The organism is Sphingobium ummariense RL-3 (assembly GCF_000447205.1).
Taxonomy (GTDB): Bacteria; Pseudomonadota; Alphaproteobacteria; order Sphingomonadales; family Sphingomonadaceae; genus Sphingobium; species Sphingobium ummariense.
The window spans coordinates 1-21060 of sequence record NZ_AUWY01000115.1; the positions used below are offsets into that span (position 1 = coordinate 1).

The 21060-nt window shown below is 63.5% G+C and carries 13 protein-coding genes, 1 tRNA gene and 3 pseudogenes; 6 read left to right on the forward strand and 11 right to left on the reverse strand.

Features of this window, described 5'->3' with window-relative positions; translation table 11 throughout:
* A pseudogene (locus tag M529_RS50075) lies at positions 1-186 on the reverse strand (DUF1134 domain-containing protein); the annotation flags it as partial.
* A 231-nt stretch (positions 187-417) separates the two neighbouring features.
* Here M529_RS50075 and M529_RS41670 point away from each other — a divergent pair.
* Positions 418-510 (forward strand) — tRNA-Ser (locus tag M529_RS41670).
* Positions 511-550: 40 nt separating this feature from the next.
* Here the strand turns inward: M529_RS41670 and M529_RS49385 are convergent.
* Positions 551-1362: pseudogene (locus M529_RS49385) on the reverse strand (IS5 family transposase).
* Between the two features lie 102 nt (positions 1363-1464).
* Here M529_RS49385 and M529_RS41675 point away from each other — a divergent pair.
* Together M529_RS41675 and M529_RS50370 are read left to right on the forward strand one after the other, a co-directional pair.
* Complete coding sequence (locus tag M529_RS41675) at positions 1465-1800, forward strand: hypothetical protein (RefSeq protein WP_021319157.1); 336 nt, start codon at positions 1465-1467, stop codon at positions 1798-1800.
* A gap of 207 nt (positions 1801-2007) precedes the next feature.
* Positions 2008-2250: pseudogene (locus M529_RS50370) on the forward strand (Arm DNA-binding domain-containing protein); the annotation flags it as partial.
* Positions 2251-2432: 182 nt separating this feature from the next.
* On the opposite strand, the gene M529_RS41680 reads toward M529_RS50370, so the two are convergent.
* The 3 genes from M529_RS41680 to M529_RS41690 form a co-directional block, all read right to left on the reverse strand.
* Positions 2433-4904, reverse strand: a complete 2472-nt coding sequence (locus M529_RS41680; RefSeq protein ID WP_021319158.1) for a zinc-dependent metalloprotease — start codon at positions 4902-4904, stop codon at positions 2433-2435.
* A gap of 138 nt (positions 4905-5042) precedes the next feature.
* Entirely contained in the window at positions 5043-6629 is a 1587-nt protein-coding gene (locus M529_RS41685) for a peptidase dimerization domain-containing protein (RefSeq protein WP_031295270.1), read from the reverse strand.
* Positions 6630-6686: 57 nt separating this feature from the next.
* On the reverse strand, positions 6687-9635 hold the full coding sequence (locus M529_RS41690; protein WP_174391627.1) for a TonB-dependent receptor domain-containing protein: 2949 nt from the start codon (positions 9633-9635) through the stop codon (positions 6687-6689).
* Between M529_RS41690 and M529_RS48590 the strand changes: the two genes are divergently transcribed.
* The gene (locus M529_RS48590) at positions 9591-10466 is read left to right on the forward strand and encodes an Lrp/AsnC family transcriptional regulator (RefSeq protein WP_236617713.1); all 876 of its coding nucleotides are present in this window, start codon (positions 9591-9593) and stop codon (positions 10464-10466) included. The two genes, M529_RS41690 and M529_RS48590, sit on opposite strands and share 45 nt — an antisense overlap.
* Before the next feature lie 387 nt (positions 10467-10853).
* Here M529_RS48590 and M529_RS41695 read toward each other — a convergent pair whose 3' ends face one another.
* Positions 10854-11507: a spermidine synthase family protein gene (locus tag M529_RS41695; RefSeq protein ID WP_021319161.1), complete on the reverse strand. Its 654-nt coding sequence runs from the start codon at positions 11505-11507 to the stop codon at positions 10854-10856.
* Between the two features lie 928 nt (positions 11508-12435).
* Between M529_RS41695 and M529_RS41700 the strand changes: the two genes are divergently transcribed.
* A complete protein-coding gene (locus M529_RS41700) occupies positions 12436-12987 on the forward strand; it encodes an arsenate reductase/protein-tyrosine-phosphatase family protein (RefSeq protein WP_021319163.1) in 552 nt (183 codons plus the stop codon).
* Here the strand turns inward: M529_RS41700 and M529_RS41705 are convergent.
* The 5 genes from M529_RS41705 to M529_RS41725 all read right to left on the reverse strand — a co-directional run bounded on the left by M529_RS41705 (position 12956) and on the right by M529_RS41725 (position 19831).
* Positions 12956-14173, reverse strand: a complete 1218-nt coding sequence (locus M529_RS41705; RefSeq protein WP_021319164.1) for a carboxylate--amine ligase — start codon at positions 14171-14173, stop codon at positions 12956-12958. The two genes, M529_RS41700 and M529_RS41705, sit on opposite strands and share 32 nt — an antisense overlap.
* A complete protein-coding gene (locus M529_RS41710; protein WP_021319165.1) occupies positions 14170-15150 on the reverse strand; it encodes a polysaccharide deacetylase family protein in 981 nt (326 codons plus the stop codon). The genes M529_RS41705 and M529_RS41710 overlap by 4 nt, the downstream gene beginning before the upstream one ends.
* A gap of 75 nt (positions 15151-15225) precedes the next feature.
* Positions 15226-15723: a flavin reductase family protein gene (locus M529_RS41715; RefSeq protein ID WP_021319166.1), complete on the reverse strand. Its 498-nt coding sequence runs from the start codon at positions 15721-15723 to the stop codon at positions 15226-15228.
* Between the two features lie 71 nt (positions 15724-15794).
* Positions 15795-17486, reverse strand: a complete 1692-nt coding sequence (locus M529_RS41720) for an acyl-CoA dehydrogenase (protein WP_021319167.1) — start codon at positions 17484-17486, stop codon at positions 15795-15797.
* A gap of 83 nt (positions 17487-17569) precedes the next feature.
* The gene (locus M529_RS41725; RefSeq protein WP_021319168.1) at positions 17570-19831 is read right to left on the reverse strand and encodes an NADP-dependent malic enzyme; all 2262 of its coding nucleotides are present in this window, start codon (positions 19829-19831) and stop codon (positions 17570-17572) included.
* Between the two features lie 123 nt (positions 19832-19954).
* On the opposite strand from M529_RS41725, the gene M529_RS41730 reads away from it, so the two are divergent.
* A partial coding sequence (locus tag M529_RS41730) for a MutS N-terminal domain-containing protein (RefSeq protein WP_456242877.1) occupies positions 19955-21060 on the forward strand: 1106 nt, incomplete at its 3' end.

The window sequence follows — 21060 nt, forward strand, 5'->3', positions numbered from 1 at the left end:
CCCCGGATCGGTGGGCGCCTGGCTTGCCGCGGGCGGCGGCGCCAGATCGGCGTCGATCGCGGTGTTGGGATCGACCGTACGCACCTGGGCAAGCGCCGGCGCTGTCAAAGAGAGGCTCGCGAGGCCCGCGGCAAGGGCACCGGTGCGCGCGCAGCGGACGGCGAAACGCCCAATCATCCCGATCATGTCCGCCATTCCCCGCAATCTGTCCGTGAAACCATCGCGCAGATTATCGAGCGCCAAGCTGAAACGGCAATGAACGAACGGCGACACGAGTCGATTCCGCGCCGGATCGAATCGACGATGCTCCCGATGCTGCGTCTTTGCCCTGCATAACGGCGTTGCCATGGCCCGAGCCGCTCGCTATAGGCTCCTGACCAAGCCACTGCCCGCCCTTCGCGGTGGGCAAATTCGTGCGGAGACGTGGGTGAGTGGCTGAAACCAGCGGTTTGCTAAACCGTCGTAGGATGATTAGTCCTACCGAGGGTTCGAATCCCTCCGTCTCCGCCAACACTCTGTCTTCCCCCCATCCACCGCGTATCACGAAAGGCTAGGCGGCGTGGACAAATTTGAGCCAGTATCTGGCGGTGGCGAGATGGACCATGCCGAGGAAGCTATTGGCCAGTTGGTCATAGCGGGTTGCGATGGCACGATTGATTTTGAGGTGCCCGAACATGCGCTCGATGCGGTTGCGTTGCTTGTATATCGTCCGGTCATGGTCGATCTTCACCCTGCGGTTTGAGCGGCCCGGAATTACGGGCTCGATCTGCCGTTCGGCGAGGTCGGCACGAATTGCGTCGGCATCGTAACCCTTGTCGGCCAACAGTGCATCAGGTGCACGTTCAGGCAGGCCGATCAAGGCATCATATGCCTTGCAATCTGCCGCTTCACCGCTTGTCAGGATGAAGGCGAGCGGTCTTCCGAGGGCATCAGCCACGCAGTGAAGCTTACTGGTGAACCCGCCCCGCGAGCGGCCAAGAGCGCGTCGATGAGTCCCCCTTTTCCGCCCGCTGCCGAGACGTGGGCGCGGACTGTGGTGCTGTCTATGCTGTAATAGCCACTGTCCGCCATGATCTCGGCGAGCGTCACGGCGACGCTTTCCCAAACCCCGGCTTCGCTCCAGCGTCGAAACCGGCGGTAGATGGTGTTCCAACTGCCGTATTTGGGCGGCACATCGCGCCACGGAGCGCCACATCGAAGCCGCCAGAGTATGCCGTTGATGATCGAACGATTCTGTTCGGGCCGCCTGCCACGCCCACGATTTTTAGGTTCTATCGGGAGTAAATCCCTCAAAATGCGCCACTCTGCTTCGGTGAGATCGCCCCGGCTCAAACCTGCCTCCAAAAGACAGCCTTGAATCAACCCTTTTCGGCTGCGTCAACGATGGCATCTCTTTTCCATCGGGCCGGTGCCGCCCAATGGATCGCGGTCGCTCGTGTGTTATATTCGTCGCCAGGGGGTCATATGCACATCACTGAACGAGACGGCACCTTCACCGCGCAACATGTCACCGGTCCAACGCACAACATGCTTCGCCTGACCGTTGGACGGGGAAGCCCGCAGGAATTTGCGGTCACAGTGCTTCCAGCGGTTGGCGAGTGTCGGCATCACGAAGGCTTGACTGCCGAAGAGGTCATACCCGCAATCCGGTCGGGCCTTGCCGACGCCAATGCTGCCCTGAAGGCAGACTATGTTATCAAAGCTGCCGAGATCGTCGAGAACGACAGTCGGCAGCGTGGCATCTACGAGTACCTGACACGAAAGATCATAGAAAAAGCAGCGGAGACCCCGCTAGCCTGAGCATCACCTGCGCCTGTTCGAATTTGTCCACGCCGCCTAGCTTTTCTGCGGCTTTGAGCGTGATTCGCGTCCCCTCCCATCCCCGCTCGTCCATCGGCGACCGATTGGCAATGTGGGAAAAAATGTGGGAGATTTTGAGCTATGGGAAGGCTCTCTGCGACTTCGGTGAAAGCGGCTACGCGCCCGGGCTGACATGGTGATGGCGATGGCCTTTTCCTGGTGATCCAGACCAGCGGCGCGAAAAGCTGGGTCTGCCGCGTCCAGAAAAACGGCAACCGCCGCGACTTCGGCCTCGGCAGCGCTGCAAAGGTGTCGCTCGCAACTGCCGGGCAGCGCGCTCGAGAAATCCGGGCCTGGCCGGTATCTGAGCGCCGCCGTCACCTCAGAGCTTCTGCTGCGCGACGAACTCTTCTAACTGTTGCGCACCGACTGCGACCGCGACGGCTATGACCTGGTGATCGAGGCGAACGGCATGGTTGCCCCCTGGTTCCGCTTCGTTCGACCTGTGGCCGACAATGGCGCCGGAGGCGACAATGCACTAACAATCAAACCGGACCACTCGGCGGGCACCGAACCATGCCAGCCGCAGTCATGGATGCAAACGCAGATCGGATCAGGAGGTGGAGGAACGGTCAGCCGCCCAGAGGGGGACCGGGTGGCAGGGGAAAGCGCGATCGAGGCCCCTTGCCCCAAATCGGGATCACCTCCTTGGGCGCATGAGCGGCCGGATCCTCCAGATAATGAGTGATATCGCGAGCCGACTGGCGGTAGAAGGCGGCGGTCAGCGGGTCGCCATCCTTGCGCCTGTCCAGATCGCGGGCGAGCACTGCCAGGCGATCCAGCACATAGGCGCGCGCTTCGGGCGCGCTATCCTGCGTGCCGCCCAGCGCCATCATCGATTTCAGCACGACATCCTGCACTACGCGGCGGATTGCCCGCGTCTGCCCATCGCCGCCGATCGGCGCCTGCCAACTATGCGACAGGATCGTGTCGACCATCTGGGGAAAGGTCAGCGCATCGGGCTGCCGCGCCGCAAGCGCGATCATGCGCGCGGCGCGTTCCCGGTCGAACAGCGGTTCGACCACCATGCCCGCCAGGATGCGCGCGGCGCGGAACTGATCGAACACATCGTCCGCCGACAGATCCTCCAGATTGCCGGTCGGATCGGTGGTCAGCTGTCGCAGTAGGCTTTCCGGCAGCATCAGATTCTCAGGCTCGATCGCCTGCATGAGCAGTCCCAGCACGTCACGCTGCTCCTGGCCGGGGATGAACTGGGTGGGTGGCAGCGTCTCGCCCTTAACCACGATGTTGTTGAACTGGCCGCCAACATATTTGAGACCGGATTCGATGGCATAGCGATGGTGCAGATAGGCCATCCAGAGTCGGACGTTACGCAATGCGCCCAAGGGCTCGCCGGGCTTCAACATGTCCGGTCCGTAATTGCCCAGCATGATCTTCCGCGCGGCCATGCTTTCGGTCAGATTTTCGACCGGGGTCGCCCGGTCGTCATACCAGGTCCAGCGCGGGTCGCTGTCGGGCACATATAATATGCCCTTTGCGCGCATATCCGCGATGATCGCGTCAAGCCCCTGCTTTTCCTGTGCGGTCGGCAGGGGCGTGTAGCTATAGCGTGTCATGAACACATCATAGGCGCCGACCTGCTTCTGGAAGGAGTCCGACAGGTCAAGCTTGCCGTCCTTTACCGCCACGCGCGGCGTGGGATATTCCATGACGGACGCGCGGTCGTTGATGCTCGACGCGAAATTATGGCCGAAACCCAGCGTGTGCCCCAGTTCATGCGCGGTCAGCAGCGCCTGCCGCAGCAGCGCCATGTCCCGCTGCCCCTTGGGCATGGCGTCGAACGCCCCGGGCTGGATCAGGCTGGGGTCGGCGACGGTGATCCCGCTGCCGTCTGCCGGAAGGCCGCCCTGATAGGCGTCCCAATAATTGGCGATCGACCGGATGCGGTGCGTATCCATATGCGTCTTTGACCCTAGCGTCTCGCCAGTGCGCGGGTCGTTGTAATTGCCGCTGCTGGAAAAGCCTCGCTCGTCGCGGTTGATCCACAGGACATAGGCGTAGCGGATGTCCATGGGGTCCATGTCGGGCGGGGCATCCTTCGCCTGGATGGCATTGAGGAAGCCCGCCGCCTCGAACGCCTTGTTCCACCACAACAGCCCTTCCTTCATGGCCTGTCGGATCGGGGCAGGAATGGCGGGATCGAAATAATAGACGATGGGCTTCACCGGCTCGCTCACCGGTGCCGACGGGTCTTTCTTCTCCAGCCGCCAGCGGGAAATCCAGGTCGTTTCCGGCGCATCGTCGAACGGCCGGGAATAGTCCTTGAAGCGCGGGCCGAAGATGCCGATGCGCGGATCGGCCGCGCGCGGCGTGTAGCCCGTGGGCGCCTTCAGGAAACTATGGTGGATGCGCAAGGTGAATTCGCGCGGGTCGGGCGTCACCGCGTTGACCAGCGTGCCGGGCGCGTCGGTCGTGGTGAAGGTGGCGACCGTCTCGATTTCCGTATTTTCGGGGAATGCCTTCATCCTTTTGGGGTAGAAAGCGCTGCGCGCGGCGTCGAAGCGATATCCGTTCTGCTTCGCCCGGCGCAGGTCTCCTTCCACATTGGCGGCGTCACGCATGAAAAGGGCTGTCGCATCGACGACCACCTTGCCCCCCGCCTCGCTTTCCACTGGCAGCGCGGCCAGCACCGATGACGGGAAGCTGTCCTTCACCCCTGCCGCATGGGCGGCGTCGCCCGTCAGCGACCGGAATTTCAGATTCTGCTGCTCGACCAGCACCTTGTTCCCGGCGCGCACGAAATGGATGACCGTGCTTTCCAATATGCCACGGTCGAGCGGCAGTTCGACCGAGCCGCCGCCCGTCGCCGCCGAGACATAATAGAGTATGTCCTGATCGAAGAAGCCGATCTCCATCAGGACCCGCCCTTTGGCGGCATCCCAGATAAAGGGGATGAAGCCGTCCTTCCGCTCCTGGCCGGCCATCCCCCTGGCCTCGGTCGGCGCGGGCGCGGCCATGGCCTGGGAGGCGGTGGAGAGCAGGGCGGTGAGCAGCAGGCGGGACGGGCTGTTCCATCTGCGCATTCTCGAAATGGCATTGGTCACGATCGCGGCTCCGAAAGGGAAGGACAGGGCGGCGCAGCGAGAGCGGTTTGACGCATCCCGCTGCGCAGGGAAACGGATCGGACCCGGCGCAACCCGGAAGGCCCGATCCGGGAGAGGTCAGTTCTTCGGCGGATAGGCGATGCCGAGCTGGTCGAGATAACTTTTATATTTCGCCGGGTTATAATAGTATTTCGCCTGCTCCGGCCGTACCTTGTCCATGATATCCTTGTTGAGCCAGATCGCCGGCTTATCTTCGTCGGTCAGCACCGGATCATATTTCTCGTCCTTGAACTGGACTTCCTGCTGATATTTCTTCGCCTCTGCCAGCAGGGCAGGCGTCGTCACCAGGTCGAGTACCGTCATCGCCACCGCCTTCGCGCCCGCGATGGCGCCCTTGTGTGCGATCGGCGTGGCCATGGCGATGGCCGAGGTGACGTTGTGGCCGATCATGCTGGGGATATTGGAAGGGAAACGGATGGTGATGGTCGGCACCGTCCACATGATGTCGCCGATATCGTCCGAACCGCCCCCCATGCCGGAGTTGCGCTCCGACGGATCGACGAGCGGATTGACCTTGTCGGCAAGCGGCTGGACCTTGAAGCCCAGTCCTTCCTGCACGGATTTGGTGAAGGCCTGGTCGTCAGCCGTCCATTTCGGCATGCCTACGGTCTCGATATTGGCCTGCGCGGCTTCGGCCATCGGCTTGTTGCCGAAATTGGGCGCTGCATAGCCAAGGATACGGTGGGAAACGGTGGTGTCGGTCGCCATGGCGGCGGCTTCCGATACTTTATTGCCCGTTTCGTACAGGTCGCGGATCGCCTTGAAGGAACGGTCTCGGAAATAATACCAGACCGTTGCCTCGCCCGGCACGATGTTCGGCTGGCCGCCACCATTGGTGATGACATAGTGGGAGCGCTGGCTGAGCGGCAGATGCTCTCGCCGGAAATTCCACGCGATATCCATCAGTTCCACGCCGTCCAGCGCGCTGCGGCCGGCCCATGGCGCGCCGGCGGCATGGGACGTGCGGCCCTTGAACATATATTCGACCGAGACCATGCCGTTGTTGCCGCCATCGCCATAACCAGTGCCGAATCCCGAAGCGACATGGGTGAAGATGCAGGCATCGACCCCGTTGAACAGGCCGGCCTTCACATAATAGGCCTTGGTCGCCAGCAGTTCTTCCGCGATGCCCGGCCAGATCATCAGGCGTCCCTTGATGCCGTGCTTCACCATGACATCTTTCGCCGCGATGGCGGCCGCAACGATCAGCGGCATGCCCGCATTATGCCCTTCGCCATGCCCCGGCGCACCTTCCACCATGGGCTTGATGCCGGTCATGCCGGGATATTGCGACAGGCCCAGCAGGCCGTCCACGTCGCTGCCCAGCGCGATCAGGGGACCGCTGTCCCCCCAGGTCGCCGTCCAGGCGCTGGGGATGCCGGCCACGCCCTTGGTGATCTTGAAACCCTGCTTGGCGAGGATATCGGTGATATATTCCTGGGTCTTGAATTCCTGAAAGCCGGGCTCGGAGAAGCTGAAGATGGAATCGACCATTTCCTGCACCTTCTTCGCCTGGCCGTCGATGTGGGCGGCGGCCTCCTGTTTCAGGGCGGCGTCCGCCTGCGCATGAGCGGAAGCGGGAAGGATGGCGATGGATGTCAGCAGGGCCGCGAGCAATGGCCGGGCAAGGGACTTAACGGGCATGGGCATCCTCCTTGAACAAGACAGCGGGAATGAGGAAAGAAAGCGGAGATCAGGACGTCACATCGAAAGCCGTATGCCCAGACGGAAGACACGGCCCAGCACGTCGTAAAGGGCGCGATTGGTCTGGGGATAGGCCGGGGTATTGTTGCCCGTAGGGCCATTGCCGACCAGCACCGGATCCTTGTCGAACAGATTGCGGATCGACAGGAACAGCTCGGTCTTCGATCCACCCAGGTCAAAGGCATAGTTGGCGTTCAGGTCGAAATAGGTCGCGCCCTTGATCTTGTTGAGGTTGATGGTGCGATAGTCGGCGCTGGATGCGGGGCAGTCCGTCGAGCAGACGATATAGTTGTTGTTGTAGACGCCGCCGCTGACGCCGCGTGCGATCGCCTGGATGCTGAAGCCCGAGGGCAGATCATATCCAGCCGAGAAACGATAGGTCCAGTCCGGCAGGCCGCCTGTATTCTGTCCCGCCGCGTCGGTGGTCGCGGTCACGCCATTATCGGTTTCCAGCTTGAACGCCTTGCTGGCCAGTGCGCGCAGCGTCAGGGCGCCCGGGCCGACCTCCCGGCGATAGCTGGCCTCGATGTCAATGCCGCTGGTCTTCTGGCTGACGAAGTTGGTGGGCTTGATCTCGATGCTGGTGACGGCGAGGCCAGGGGTGGTGACGCCGCGTCCACCGGTGGTCGAAATGGCCGAACAGGCGTTGGCGATGGCCTGTTCATAGCATTGGTTGATGAGCGTCTGCGCCGCGAGCGAGTCGATCGCATCGTCGATCTTGATGTTGTAATAGTCGACCGCCATGGAGAAGCCCGGCAGGAAGCTGGGCGTCAATACGGCACCCACGCCGAACGTCCTGGCCACTTCCGGTTTCAGGTCCGGGTTGCCCACGGTGGATTCGTTGAACTGATAGGGAATGGTGCTGCCGTCGGCCTGGGGCACGTTGACGGTATTGGTGCGGCCGGTGCCCGGCGCGAACAATTCGCTCAGATTGGGCGCGCGGATGTCGCGGGACAGCGTGCCGCGCAGGCGGATATCGCTGATCACCTGCCAGTTGAGGCCCGCCTTCCATGTCTGGACAGAACCGGACGTCGAATAGTCGGTAATACGGAAGGCGCCGTTGAAATCCATGCCCTTGAACAGCGGCACGACGGTTTCGACATAGGCTTCCTTCACATTATAGCGACCGAAGGTCGGCAGATAATTGCCATAGATCCAAGTGCCCGTGGTCACGCCGTTGGCGACGATCGGCTGGAAGAGCGGATCGACCGAGCCGGTCACCGATTCCTTGCGATATTCGCCGCCGAAGGCGAGCGAGATCGGCCCGGCCCACAGGTCGACCAGATTGTTGGTCGAGAAATTGGCCGCTGCGACCTCTTCCTTCAGCTCCTGCTTGCGCAGCGGCTGGAGGCCGCCGTAGAGGACATAGTTGATCGCCGCCGCAGACGCGCCGTTCGTGCCGATGCGGTTGAGCGGGGCGCAGTTCCTGTCGTCATTGGCGGTATTGGCGTCCACATTGATACGGCAGACGATCGTGCCGGCCGCATAGCCGCCGACATTGCCCGCCTGGGCTACCACCGCATCCGTGGCATTCGCCATGCGCTGGATGTTCCAGGCGTTGGTCAGCTCCTCATGGGTCTTGGCCTTCCCAAGCTGATAATAGGCGTCCCAGGACCAGTCGATGCCGCCGGTGCCGAAGTCGCCGTTCGCGCCGGCGACATAGCGGAACACCTGCCGGATATTGTCGCTGCCCTGGGGCGGCAGGAAGATGTTGCTGGTGCCGATCTGGATCGAGTTCAGATTGTTGGAGACCATCGCGGCGCGCACGCTGTCAGGCAGGAAAGCATTGTCGCGCTGGATGGTGACGCCGGTGGTGGGCGTCTGCTGATAATAGCTCTGGCCGCCGTAGCGGCTGTAGGAGAATTGCCCGAAGATATTGAATGCCGGGGAAAAGTCGTAGCTCACCCGGGCGAAGGCGTTGTGGCGCTTTTCCGAGGGCAAAAGGGTCGCGCTGCTGCGATGCCCCGCGCTTGTGATGTCGTAATCGCCACCCAGCATCCACTGGCCGCTCGTCGCGCCGAACACGAGCTGATTGACGCTGGCCTTGCCCGTCGCCGGATCGATCGATCCGAAATAGGTTCCTCTCAACGGCCCCGTGCTGATGAGACCGCCGGGGGTGAACTGGCCCGTTCCTATGCCTGACCCGACATAATATTCGGGATAACACAGGGTTGTCGCGGAACTGTCGGTGCAAGCGGCGGCGCTGTAGGCCGGGTTGTTAGCGAGGAAATATCCGCTGTCGTTCCAGTCCCGGTCGATGGACTGAATCCCCTTTTGCGTGAAATATTCACCGGACAGGAGGATGTGCCCACGCCCTTCGGAAAAGGATTTCCCGGCCGTGAAATTGATCTTGTGGTTGGCGCCATCGCCATAGGTGGTGACGCCATATTCGTAATTGGTTTTGAAGCCCGTGAATTCCTTGTCGAGGACGAAGTTCACGACGCCCGAGACGGCATCAGACCCATAAGCGGAGGAAGCGCCGCCCGTGACGACCTCCACCCGCGCGATCAGCGTCTGGGGGAAGGTGTTGACGTCAACTTGCCCCGTGGTCGTCGATGCCACGGAACGCTGGCCGTCGAACAGCACCAAGGTACGCGCCGCGCCCAGGTTGCGCAGATTCACGGTGTTGATACCGGCCGCGCCGTTAGAAAGGGAGCCGTTGGACGAGGCCGCGGTGCCCGAACCGCGCACGGCCGGCAGCGTGTTGACGAAGTCGGAAATATTGGCCGGCGCTTCGGCCTTCAGCTCCTTGGTGCTGATGACGCTGACCGGCGTGGGCGCATCATAGCCGTCGCGGACGATGCGCGTGCCGGTGACGGTGATTTCGCCGCTGCCCGCCGCTTCCTGCGGTGCGGCGCTTTCCAGGACGGGGGCAGGCGACTCTGCCGTCTGTGCCGCCAGATGGCCGGGCGCGAGAAGCAATGCGGAAAGGCTTGCGGTCGCCATGAGCCGCAGGCGGAGGCACGCAGACGCGCTCCGGCGGCCGGATTCTTCGATGCCCATATGTCTTTTCCCCTGTCGATCTGTTCCGACCTTCAGGGCATCCCCTTCTCAAGGACTACGGGCGTTCCGGCGATTATCGATGACCGTCTTTCCGTTTCGCAGCCCCATTTGCCGCCAGTGCGGCGCCTTATGTCCCTTGCTTGGAAGGTGGCAGACATCGACCGGATGGCTCTGTCTGCTCCTTCATCAGGCCCAATGGATGCTAACAGAATCGAGATTGCGCTTCCTGTGAATCTCTGCCCTATTCACCGCTCCGATTGCGGAATTCTGTCAAGAGGGGGCAAGATTTTGCACAGATCACTATCTTTTTCGCTTGATGGCGTGGATTTGCGAATCCTTCGTATCCTGTCTGCCGATGGTCGTGCCTCGGACGTTTCGATAGGGGAGCGTATCCACCTTTCCAGCAGCGCGGTGGCGCGGAGGCGCAAGATCCTCGAAGATGCCGGGATCATCCAGAGCTATCATGCCCAAGTGAACATGGCAGCATTGGGTTTCAGCGGCGTCGTAATGGTCATGATCGAATTACGATCACAGGCAGAGAATGTGCTTAACGAATTCGAGCAGGAAGTCGTCAAATGCCCATCCATGTCATATTGTGGATTTGTGTCGGGAGATACGGATTTCATAATTATGATCCATGTAAATTCATTCAATGAATATGACAAAATTTACCGTCAAGAACTATCCATACTTCCGCATATTGCAAAAATTCGTAGCAGTTTTGTAATGCGGGAAGTTGCGCGACGTTCTAATCCCCCCGGAATGTTCGATTGAGGTATCTCGCCGTCGGCTTTCTGCATTCAGTGACCCGAAGCCGATTGACAGCAGCCGGCCAGCGGCCGCCGTCAGCAACCAATGAATGAAGAGCTGCTTCCAACGAATTGATGGTCGGTAACGGCAGTTCTGTCGGCGGAAGGCCAATTACCGACAGGCGAACGGCATGGGAGTTTCTCGAATAATGCCATGTCCAACACACCATGGTCCCCCGCTCGTCACAGCCGGGGACGGGTTCAAGCATGGGTCAATTATCAGTGAAAATTACGGGATCCCCTGGGTCACTTCTCAGTAGCAATCAACAGGGACGACAATTCCACGGACCTCGAGCGGCTTGGGCGACTCGGTGTCGGCAGGCTGACCTGGCATCGAACCTCAATGCTTAGTTCACGACCTGGTCGCCAGCCAAATGACATGACGGTCACCCCGGCCGTGCTCGCCGGTACGCAGATGCACCTCTTCGACGATGAAGCCTGCGTCTTCGAGTTCGTCGGCAAAGCCATAAGCCGGATAGCCGGACCAGATTGCGAGAACGCCGCCCGGACGCAGTGCGGCATGGGCCATTTGCAACCCTCCAACCGAATAAAGACGGTCATTGGCGAGACTGATCAACCCGTCGGGTCCGTTGTCGACATCCAACAGGATTGCGTCAAATCGTTCAGGCGATCCTGCGATAAGGTCGTGTACATCGCAAATTTCCATTGTAAGGCGCGGATCGGCCAGCGCATCGCCAAACAAGTGGGACAACGGTCCCCTGGCCCAATCCAGAACCTTGGGGACGAGTTCGGCAACGACTACGCTGGCATTTGCGGGCAAGGCAGCCAGTGCCGCGACCAGCGTAAATCCCATGCCGAGCCCGCCGATCAGCAGCCGTGCGTCGTCCTTGCAAACGCGCTGGCAGGCGAGCGTTGCCAGGGCCTGCTCGGACCGGCTGACCCAGCTTACCATCAACTGGGTTTCACCATACTCGATCGCGAAATCGTTACCCCGCCGGCGCAGGAGCAATTGACCGCCGCCAGGAATATCCGCCGTGTCGATCAATTCAATCGGCAGATCGCGGGCCTCGACGGCGTCGCTCAGGAGGTGCTTCGCTCTGATTTGGCCTCGCTTGCCGGTGGCACGGCGGTGTCGCCCGTCAGGATTTCTGCGGCAGCGCGTCGGCGCCCGATCGCATTGCGAACCGCGCGGTTGCGACGGTTATTTGCTGTGCGCAGTTGGCCCATATATTGTCCTGTCAGGTTAGTATCGCGCGCAGCGTTGGCCGGGTTCGGCATTCATCAGGCAGCGAGACAAGGTCCTTGCTCACATCGAGGCGATGGAAACAAGCCTTATCGTTGACCAATGCTCGACGTCTGTTCGCCACAGGCCCACTCATCATTCCCGGGCGGTAGGTTCGACCCCGAAAAGGACCAGCGACAGGGTCGATCAAAGCCGCTGTTTCCCTGGATATTGATACTGCACCTGTGAACAAGCTGGTGGACCTAATCTACCGATGCTGAAGAAACGCGGGCGAAAAGGGCAACACCAAGCACGGCGCTAGTTGGTCTGGGGATTTTTCTTCAAGTTGGAGACGGCACCTGATCAGCCCCGAGGCAGCAACCGCCGACAAATCGGACATCCAGATCGCCACTGGTCAGTTCCAACAGCGGTCATACATTCATAAGCAGTGAGGGGACAGATACCGCGCTACCGGCAGCCATATATCCGCGTTGAGGCTGCAAACCTGAAATCGCCTATGGACAGATCGTGATCCCCAAGGCGTTCTTGAGCAGGCTATTTGGCTACTGGACATCAACTTTTGTTCTCGTCACAATGGCGTCGTGCCACGGGTTTTCGATGCCTGTAGGGATGTTTGTGGTATGGAATGTAGGAAAGCAGCACCGTGATGGAGCAAGTCGCAGGAAAACCGGGCTCGATTGCCTCTGGTTATTAATCCTTCCGTCTCCGCCATTTTTCGCGCACCTGGCCGATGATCCGGTCGCGTTTCGGCACATGGCGCGGCCTGGTGCGACTGGCGCTTTCCTATCCACAGCTGGCCTTCGGCCTGTCCGCCAGCCGGATCCCTGATCCGGCCCAGGTGCGGCGGCTCGTGTTCGTCTGCCAGGGCAATGTCTGCCGCAGCGCCTTTGCCGAGGCGGTGGCGCGCAAGGCAGGGCTGCGTACCGCCTCCTTCGGGCTGTCGACAACGACCGGCCGGCCCGCCCATGAACCGGCGGTCGCCGCTGCCCGGGCGCTCGGACATGATCTGTCTGGCCACCGCGCGCTCGATCTGGCCGATTACCGGCCGGAGTCCGGCGACCTGCTGCTCGCGATGGAGGTGCGGCAGCTGCATCGCCTCGCCGCCGATCCCGCCTTGCGCTCGCTGCCCCGGCTGCTTCTCGGTCGCTGGGCGCGCCCTGTGCTGCCCCATCTTCACGATCCTTACGGGCTGGACGACCGCTATATGGTGACCTGCCTGCGCCGCATCGAAGGGGCGGTGGAGCGGCTGGTCAGCGCCTTTCCCGGCGCAAGGCTTTCCTGAACCCCTGCACCATGTCCCGGAGCCAAGGGCCCGGATCACGCCAGAGGAAGACATAATAGCGCATGCGCGGGTCAAGGAAGGCGAGGAAATAGCCGGCCAGGTCCGCGAGCGGCCGCGCGCGGAAGAAGGGATCGCCGATCCGGTCGCGCGCCAGCAGCAGACGCGCGAGCCGCTTGGTTTCCGGGATCATGTAGCGAGCGCGCAAGTCGCCGCGCGGCAGCGGCGCCGGGTCGCGCTCGCCCAACACCACACGCCGATAGCTTTCCCAGGCAAAACAGGCGCCGCAATGCCAGGCAAGCGGCAGGCTGCCCCAGAAGCGCCCGTTGACCTCCATCAGCCAGTAGCGGCCGCTCTCCGCTTCGTAGCGATATTCGACCATCGCCGGCCCGTCCCATCGCAGGGCGCGCAGCAGCTGTTCGGACGACGCCATCTGCGACCGGTGGCGCTGCAGCGGCTCGGCCTGGCACAGCGTCGACACGCCGCCTTCGGGTGGCCATTCGTGCAGCCGGCGATGCTGGAAGCGGAGCGTCGCCTGCCCCTCCTCCATATAGAGCATCTGACCTAGGCCCACGCCGCCGCAATATTGCTGGATCAGCGGCCAGCGCCCTATCGGGCGATAGCGCTCCAGCAAGGCGAGGAGTTGGTCCGGGGTGCGGACATATTCCGCCTTGATCCATTCGAGCCCCGCCTGTTCCAGCAGAGCGATGGCCTGGGGCGGGCGGGCCCATTTGGCGACCAGCGGGTAGAGCAGGTCGGCCGCGCGAGCGGCAAAATCATCGCCCTCCGCGGGTTGCCAGGTCTGCGGAACGAGGAGCCCGACCGACGCCGCGACGGCAAGCGTGCGTCCCTTGTCGATCACCTGCTCCAGCTGCGCGGACCGTGGCGTCAGGATATGGCAGCCGTCGATCGTCTGCGGCAGGGCTGCAAGCTCCATCAGATCGGTTTCCGAGGTCGCCAGCAGGGCGCGGGCGCCCGTTGCGGCGATCAGCCCCGGCAGCCAGTCGGCTATGGCCCCTTTCGGTCGCTCGGTTGCGGAGGTGCAGTAGCGGGAAGCCGCTCCGATCGCCCCAGCGCCCCGACCAACGCCATGAACGGCCACGCCATGACCGCCCAGCTCGCGGATGATGGTAAGGCCGATCGCGCTGTCGAGCCCCAGGACGATCGCACCCGGAAGGGATTTGCTCATGCCGGGCCGAACCGCCGCTCGTAGCGCCATGTCGCCCAGAGCTGCTGCGCCATGCGGAGGCCCGTGCGGACGTAGCTCGCAGGCGCGCGGGTTCGGGGCCCGGCGGGCCGGTCGGGCAGCGCCGCCGGAAGATCGGCAAAGCCCATGGAACGTATGCCGGGCAGCCGTGCAGCATCCCGGCACAGATGCTCGAATCGCCCCAGTACCGCATGGTTGGGTCGGGAGCGGTCGCGCGACAGCATCTCGAAGCTGTGAGTCACGACGACGAAAGCATCATGCCCTTCCCGCACGGCATGGCGAAGACCCACGCGCATCTCCTGCGCCGACATGGCGCAGACCTGAGCGGGGCGGAAACGACCCGGGCGATCCGCGATGCCCGACACGGGAAGTTCGATCATGCCCAGCTGGCGAGTCGCGCCGATCGCTTGCGGATCGGCCGTGATCCGGCATTCGCGGCCGAGATAGGCGGGGTTGACGCTGCTGTCCCAGCGGAGGCCGACCTGCGCGAGCGCGCGTAACGTATCGTCGTTCGCGCCGAAATTGCCCGCCCGAAAAGCCTTGATCGGCGGAGCGCCCGCCTCCTCCAGCAGCCGCTTCGCCAGGCCAAGGAGAGTGATCTGGTCGCCCAGGCAGAAGTCGCCGATATTGCGGCCCTGCCTTCCGGCCACGGGCGAATCCACCGCCCATTCCAGCCATTCGGTGTGGATGTGAAGCTGCACCTCATGCCCCGCCGCCACGATCGTGCGGACGATGGGGGTGAGGAAGTCCGCGCCGTGGACCAGCGCCGGCAGGGGATCGACGAAGAAGACGCCCTTCAGGCCGTGGCGGGACAGGCACGCCATCTGCCAGCCGATGCCATAGGCGGCGCGCCCGGCCTCGGCCCATATCGAACGGCGGACATTCTCTTCCAGCGGCACCCCGTTCCGGTGCAGCAATGCGGAAAGTTCCGTGTCGACGGTGATGAGCAGAGCTGTCATGAACGATCCGGGCGGGGGCAGACCCAGAATAATTCCCACATGTTAATGAGCCGTAACGGGTGCGTGCCGGCGGAATCAGTCGAGCAGCGCGAAGGCGCCGTAGCGACCCTGAAAGAACAGCAGCGGCGGACCAGGGCGTTCGACTCCGAGCGCCTGGACGCGGCCTAGCACGATATAATGATCGCCTGCTTCGTGCACTGCTTCCAGGCTGCAGTCGATCCAGGCGACCACCCCATCCAGAATCGGCGACCCGTTGGCCGAATGGCGATGGGATACGCCGGAGAATTTGTCCGCCGCGCCGCCGGCCAGCTGCCGGCACAGCGGCTGCTGGTCGCTGGCGAGGACGTTGACGCAGAACGTGCCTACCGCCTTGATCCGGGGCCAGCTCGACGAACTTTTGGCGGGGAAGAAGGCGACCAGCGGAGGATCAAGCGATACGGAGGTGAAGGAGCCCACCACCATGCCCACCGGCCCGCCGCCGGGTTCGCTTGCCGTGACGACGCAGACGCCGGTCGGATAATGGCCCAGCACACGGCGGAAGGTCGCGCTGTCAAATTCCACTTCGCCGATCATCTCGTTCGCGTCCCCCCTTTCCGCCACTCCTTCGGCCAGCAGCCTCGGCGAGGCAAGCGAAATTGGGGCGGTCAGGCAAAGTCTGGGGAAGGAAGGTCGTACAGCGCCGCGGCCGGGGCGGAGACGGCGCCCGCGAGCCCGCTGGCATGGGGAACGACCTGATCCAGGTAGAAAGCCGTGGCGGCGCGCCTGCGCGTAGCAAAGGCGTTTCCTTCGTCCGACGCTGCCCCGGCCTGGCGCTCCAGCAGCCATCCGCAGACCGCCGTGGACAGCATGGTGAGGAACGGGCTGCTCGCGGCAAGGCGGTCCAGCACCCCCGCCCCGCCCAGCCTGGCGCCTACATCGCGACACTGCGCGATCAGCGCGCGCAATGCGCCATGCTGCGCATCCGCCTCCATGTCGGCGAGCAGCGCCGCGAACGCCGCGCCGCCATCAAGGTCGAGCTTGCGCGTGACGAGGTCGGCGGCCTGGATGCCGTTGGTGCCTTCGTAGATCGGGAAGACGCGGCAGTCGCGATAGAGCTGGGCGACACCGGTTTCCTCGATGAAGCCCATGCCGCCATGGACCTGGATCGCGAGCGAGGTGACCTCGCAGCCGATGTCGGTCGCATGGGCCTTGGCCAGCGGGGTCAGCAGCGCCACGCGGCTTGCAGCCGCAGGATCGCCGGCCTGCGCGCGGTCGGTCTGGCCGGCCGTGTAGTAGACCAGCGCCCGCGCGGCCTCGGTCTGCGCCCGCATGCGCAGCAGCATACGGCGCACGTCGGGATGCTCGATGATCGGAACCGAGCTGCGGTCGGCCGAGCCAGCAAGCGGGGACTGAATGCGGGTCCGGGCATAGTCGACCGCTGCCTGGGTCGCGGCTTCGCTGACATGGACGCCCTGCAGGCCGACCAGCAGGCGCGCATTGTTCATCATGGTAAACATCGCGCGCATGCCGCCATGTTCCGGGCCGATCATCTCGCCGATGCAGTCGTCGTCTTCGCCATAGCTCATGACGCAGGTGGGCGAGGCATGGAGCCCGAGCTTGTGCTCCAGCGATACGACGCGCACGTCGTTGAAGGCACCCGGACGCCCGTCGCTGTCGAGCCGGTATTTGGGAACGAGGAACAGCGAGATGCCCTTGGTGCCTTCGGGCGCACCGGGGGTGCGGGCGAGAACGAGATGGACGATATTCTCGGCCATGTCGTGATCGCCATAGGAAATGAAGATCTTGGTGCCCTTGATCGACCAGCTGCCGTCGCCGCGGGGCGTGGCGCGCGTCTTGAGCGCGCCTACGTCCGACCCCGCTTGCGGCTCGGTGAGATTCATGGTGCCGGTCCATTCGCCCGAAACCAGCCGGGGTAACCAGAGTGCCTTCTGCGCGTCGCTGCCATGATGGGCGATCGCCTCGACCGCGCCATTGTTGAGGATGGGGCAGAGCAGCAAAGCGGTGTTGGCGCTGCCCAGCAGGTCGTAGACGGCGATCTGCAGCGCAAAGGGCAGGCCTTGGCCGCCGAAGCGCTCGTCTATGCCGATCGTCCCCCAGCCGCCGGCGACGAAACCTCGATAGGCATCCGCGAAACCCGGGGTCGCCTTCACGCCTTCGGGCGTCCACCGGGCGCCTTCCCGATCGCCGGCGGCGCGCAAAGGCGCCCACTGGTCGGCGGCAATCTGGCCGGCCCCCTCGATCACGGCCTCGGCTATGTCCTCGTCGAGCGAGCCGGGTTCGACAACCTGCCGGAGCGCGAAACGGACATCGGCGGTCGGCGCGGTGAAGCTAGGCAATTGTCTCTCCCTTGATTTACGTTTACGTAAACTGGCAGAGTGTTACACCTTTTCGGGCGCGCGCGCCAGTCGGCACGGCGCCTTTAAAGCGCGATACCGCCGGCAGCGAGGACGGCAAGGGTCAGCAGTTCCGACGCGTTCGAGGCCATGGTCGCGATCTGGACGGACTTTTCCGCGCCGACCAGGATCGGCCCGATCATGGAGGTGCCGCCCAGTTCCTTCAGCAGCTTGGCCGAGATGTTGGCCGATTGCAGGCCCGGCATCACGAGGATATTGGCAGGACCGGACAGCCGGCTGAACGGATAGCTCTTCATCACCGTCGGGTTGAGGGCGGCGTCGGGCGCCATCTCGCCTTCATATTCGAAGTCCACGCCCCGTTCGTCGAGTACCGTCACGGCATCGCGGATATTGTCCAGATAGCTGCCTGGCGGGTTGCCGAAGTTGGAATAGGAAAGGAAGGCGACGCGCGGGTCGTGGCCCATGCGGCGCGCCACCGCGACAGTGCCCTCCGCGATGTCGGCAAGCTCGGAAGCAGAGGGGCGCTCGTTGACGGTCGTGTCGGCGAGGAACACGGTCTGGTTCTTCGCAACCATGATGTGGATTCCGAAGGGCGTGCGGCCGGGTGCGGGATCAATCACGCGCCGCACCTCGCGCAGCGTCTGCGCATAGGGGCGGGTGAGGCCCGTCACCAGCGCGTCGGCCTGCCCCAGCTTGAGCAACAGCGGGCCGAAGATGTTGCGGTCCCGGTTGACCATCCGCTCGCAGTCGCGGCGCAGATAGCCGCGCCGCTGAAGGCGCTTGTAGAGCAGGTCGACCATGTCGGGAACCAGCGGCGAATTGACGCTGTTGTGCAGCTCGAAGCTCTGCGGGTCGGCGACGCCCAGGGCCTTGAGCTTGTCATAGACCTCATGCCGGCCGACCAGCACAGGGATGCCGTAGCCGAGGTCACGAAACTGGATCGCCGCGCGCAACACCACTTCCTCCTCGCCCTCGGCGAAGACGACGCGCTTGGGATTGGCCTTTGCCACCTCATAGGCGGTGGTCAGGACCGAGGTCGTCGGATTGAGCCGCGCCTTGAGCGACTGGCGGTAGGCAGCCATGTCGGAAATCGGCTTCTGCGCGACGCCGGTCTCCATCGCCGCCTGCGCCACCGCCGACGGCACGATCTCCATCAGGCGCGGATCGAAGGGCGCGGGGATGATATAGTCCGGGCCGAAGCTGTGCGATCGGCCATAGGCCTTGGCGACTTCCTCCGGCACCTGCTCGCGCGCCAACTCGGCGATGGCCTTGGCCGCCGCCAGCTTCATCGCCTCGTTGATCGTGGTCGCGCGCACATCGAGCGCGCCGCGGAAGATGAAGGGGAAGCCCAGGACATTGTTGACCTGATTGGGATAGTCCGAGCGGCCGGTGGCGACGATCGCGTCGGGACGCACTGCCTTGGCATCGGGCGGCGTGATTTCCGGGTCGGGATTGGCCATGGCGAAGATGATCGGCCGGTCCGCCATCGACTTCACCATGTCCTGCGACATCGCCCCGGCGACGGACAGGCCCAGGAACACGTCGGCGCCCTTGACCGCCTCGGCCAGGGTACGCGCGTCGGTCGGCACCGCATGGGCCGATTTCCACTGGTTCATGCCTTCGGTCCGGCCCTGCCAGATCACGCCCTTGCTGTCGCACATGATGACATTCTCATGCGGGACGCCGAGCGCCTTGATCAGTTCGGTGCAGGAGATGGAGGCGGCGCCTGCGCCGTTCACCACCACCTTCATGTGCTTCATGTCGCGGCCGGTGAGCATCGCCGCGTTGATGACGCCGGCCGCCGCGATGATCGCCGTGCCGTGCTGGTCATCGTGAAAGACCGGAATGTTCATCCGCTCCTTCAGCGTCTGCTCGATGATGAAGCATTCGGGCGCCTTGATGTCCTCAAGGTTGATGCCGCCGAAGGTCGGCTCCATCAGTTCGACCGCGTCGATGAAGCGGTCGACATCCTCGGTCTTCAGCTCGATGTCGATCGAGTCAACGTCGGCAAAGCGCTTGAACAGGACCGCCTTGCCCTCCATCACCGGCTTGGACGCGAGCGCCCCCAGATTGCCGAGACCCAAGATAGCGGTACCATTGGAGATCACGGCAACGAGATTGCCCTTGGCGGTATAATCATAGGCGGTCGCCGGATCCTCCGCGATCGCCCGCACGGGAACGGCGACGCCGGGGGAATAGGCGAGGCTGAGGTCGCGCTGCGTCGCCATCGGCTTCGATGCGATGATTTCGATTTTCCCCGGCCTGCCGGTCGAATGGAAGAACAGCGCCTCGCGCTCGGAAAATTCGACATTCGACCTGTCAGACATCGCGCACCCGCCTCCACTCGATTTCGCGCAGGCCCTAGCGGCAAGGATATCTTGTGGGCAAGTGCGAGAAGCGCATTTTTGCGGCCCTTTCCTCATCGGGTGGTTGCCGCTATCCGCTGGAAAATGTCGATGGAGAAGGAAAGCCTCGCCGCAAGCGCCACGCCGATGATGGCGCAGTATCTGGCGCTGAAGGCCGAAGCGCGCGATTGCCTGCTCTTCTACCGTATGGGCGACTTTTTCGAATTGTTCTTCGACGATGCCAAGGCCGCGGCGGCGACTCTGGACATCGCACTCACCAGTCGGGGCGAGCATGATGGGGCGCCGATCCCGATGTGCGGCGTTCCGGTGCACAGCGCCGAAAGCTACCTCGCGCGGCTCATCAAGGCCGGGCACCGCGTCGCCATCGCGGAACAGACCGAGACGCCGGCGCAGGCCAAGGCGCGCGGCTCCAAGGCGCTCGTGGCGCGCGCGATCGTCCGTTACGTGACCGCTGGCACGCTGACCGAGGAAACGCTGCTCGATGCGCGGCGCGACAACATGCTGGTCGCGCTGGCAAGGACCGGCGGCGCGGAAGCGGCGGAGATCGGCCTCGCAGCGGCAGACATCTCCACCGGACGCTTCGAGACGCTGACGTTGCGGGTCGCGGACCTGCCGGCCGAGCTGGCGCGGTTGCGGCCGAGCGAGATCGTCGTCGCGGAAGGATCGGCCTTCGACTTGGCCGACACCCACCCCTTCAACGCCGGGGCCTTTTCCAGCGCAGGCGCCGAACGTGCGCTGAAGCGCTTGTTCGGCGTCGCGACGCTCGATGGCTTCGGCCAGTTCGGCCGGGCGGAACTGGCGGCGATGGGCGGCCTGATCGGCTATCTCGACCATGCGGGAAAGGGCACCCTCCCTTTCCTCGCGCCGCCGTTGCGCAAGACGAGCGGCGGCCATGTCGCGATCGACGCGGCGACGCGCGAAAGCCTGGAAATCGTGGCGACGATGGCGGGCGCGCGGGCGGGAAGCCTGCTGGGCTCGGTCGATCGCACCGTCACCGGCGCGGGCGCACGGCTGCTGGCACAGGATCTTTCCGCGCCGCTGATGGACGCAACCACGATCGAGGCGCGGCTGGGGCTGGTCCATTTCCTCCATGACGACGCGATGCTGCGCGATGCGCTGCGCGCCGCACTGCGGGCCTTGCCCGATATCGGCCGGGCGCTGGGCCGGCTGGCGATGGGGCGCGGGTCGCC

Bases quoted from the DNA above. Each gene is read 5' to 3' on its own strand.
- M529_RS41675 (WP_021319157.1), top strand. From the start codon at position 1,465: ATGCACATCACTGAACGAGACGGCACCTTCACCGCGCAACATGTCACC.
- M529_RS41680 (WP_021319158.1), bottom strand. From the start codon at position 4,904: ATGCGCAGATGGAACAGCCCGTCCCGCCTGCTGCTCACCGCCCTGCTC.
- M529_RS41685 (WP_031295270.1), bottom strand. From the start codon at position 6,629: ATGCCCGTTAAGTCCCTTGCCCGGCCATTGCTCGCGGCCCTGCTGACA.
- M529_RS48590 (WP_236617713.1), top strand. From the start codon at position 9,591: ATGGCCGGGCGCGAGAAGCAATGCGGAAAGGCTTGCGGTCGCCATGAG.
- M529_RS41690 (WP_174391627.1), bottom strand. From the start codon at position 9,635: ATGGCGACCGCAAGCCTTTCCGCATTGCTTCTCGCGCCCGGCCATCTG.
- M529_RS41700 (WP_021319163.1), top strand. From the start codon at position 12,436: ATGATCCGGTCGCGTTTCGGCACATGGCGCGGCCTGGTGCGACTGGCG.
- M529_RS41705 (WP_021319164.1), bottom strand. From the start codon at position 14,173: ATGAGCAAATCCCTTCCGGGTGCGATCGTCCTGGGGCTCGACAGCGCG.
- M529_RS41710 (WP_021319165.1), bottom strand. From the start codon at position 15,150: ATGACAGCTCTGCTCATCACCGTCGACACGGAACTTTCCGCATTGCTG.
- M529_RS41715 (WP_021319166.1), bottom strand. From the start codon at position 15,723: ATGATCGGCGAAGTGGAATTTGACAGCGCGACCTTCCGCCGTGTGCTG.
- M529_RS41725 (WP_021319168.1), bottom strand. From the start codon at position 19,831: ATGTCTGACAGGTCGAATGTCGAATTTTCCGAGCGCGAGGCGCTGTTC.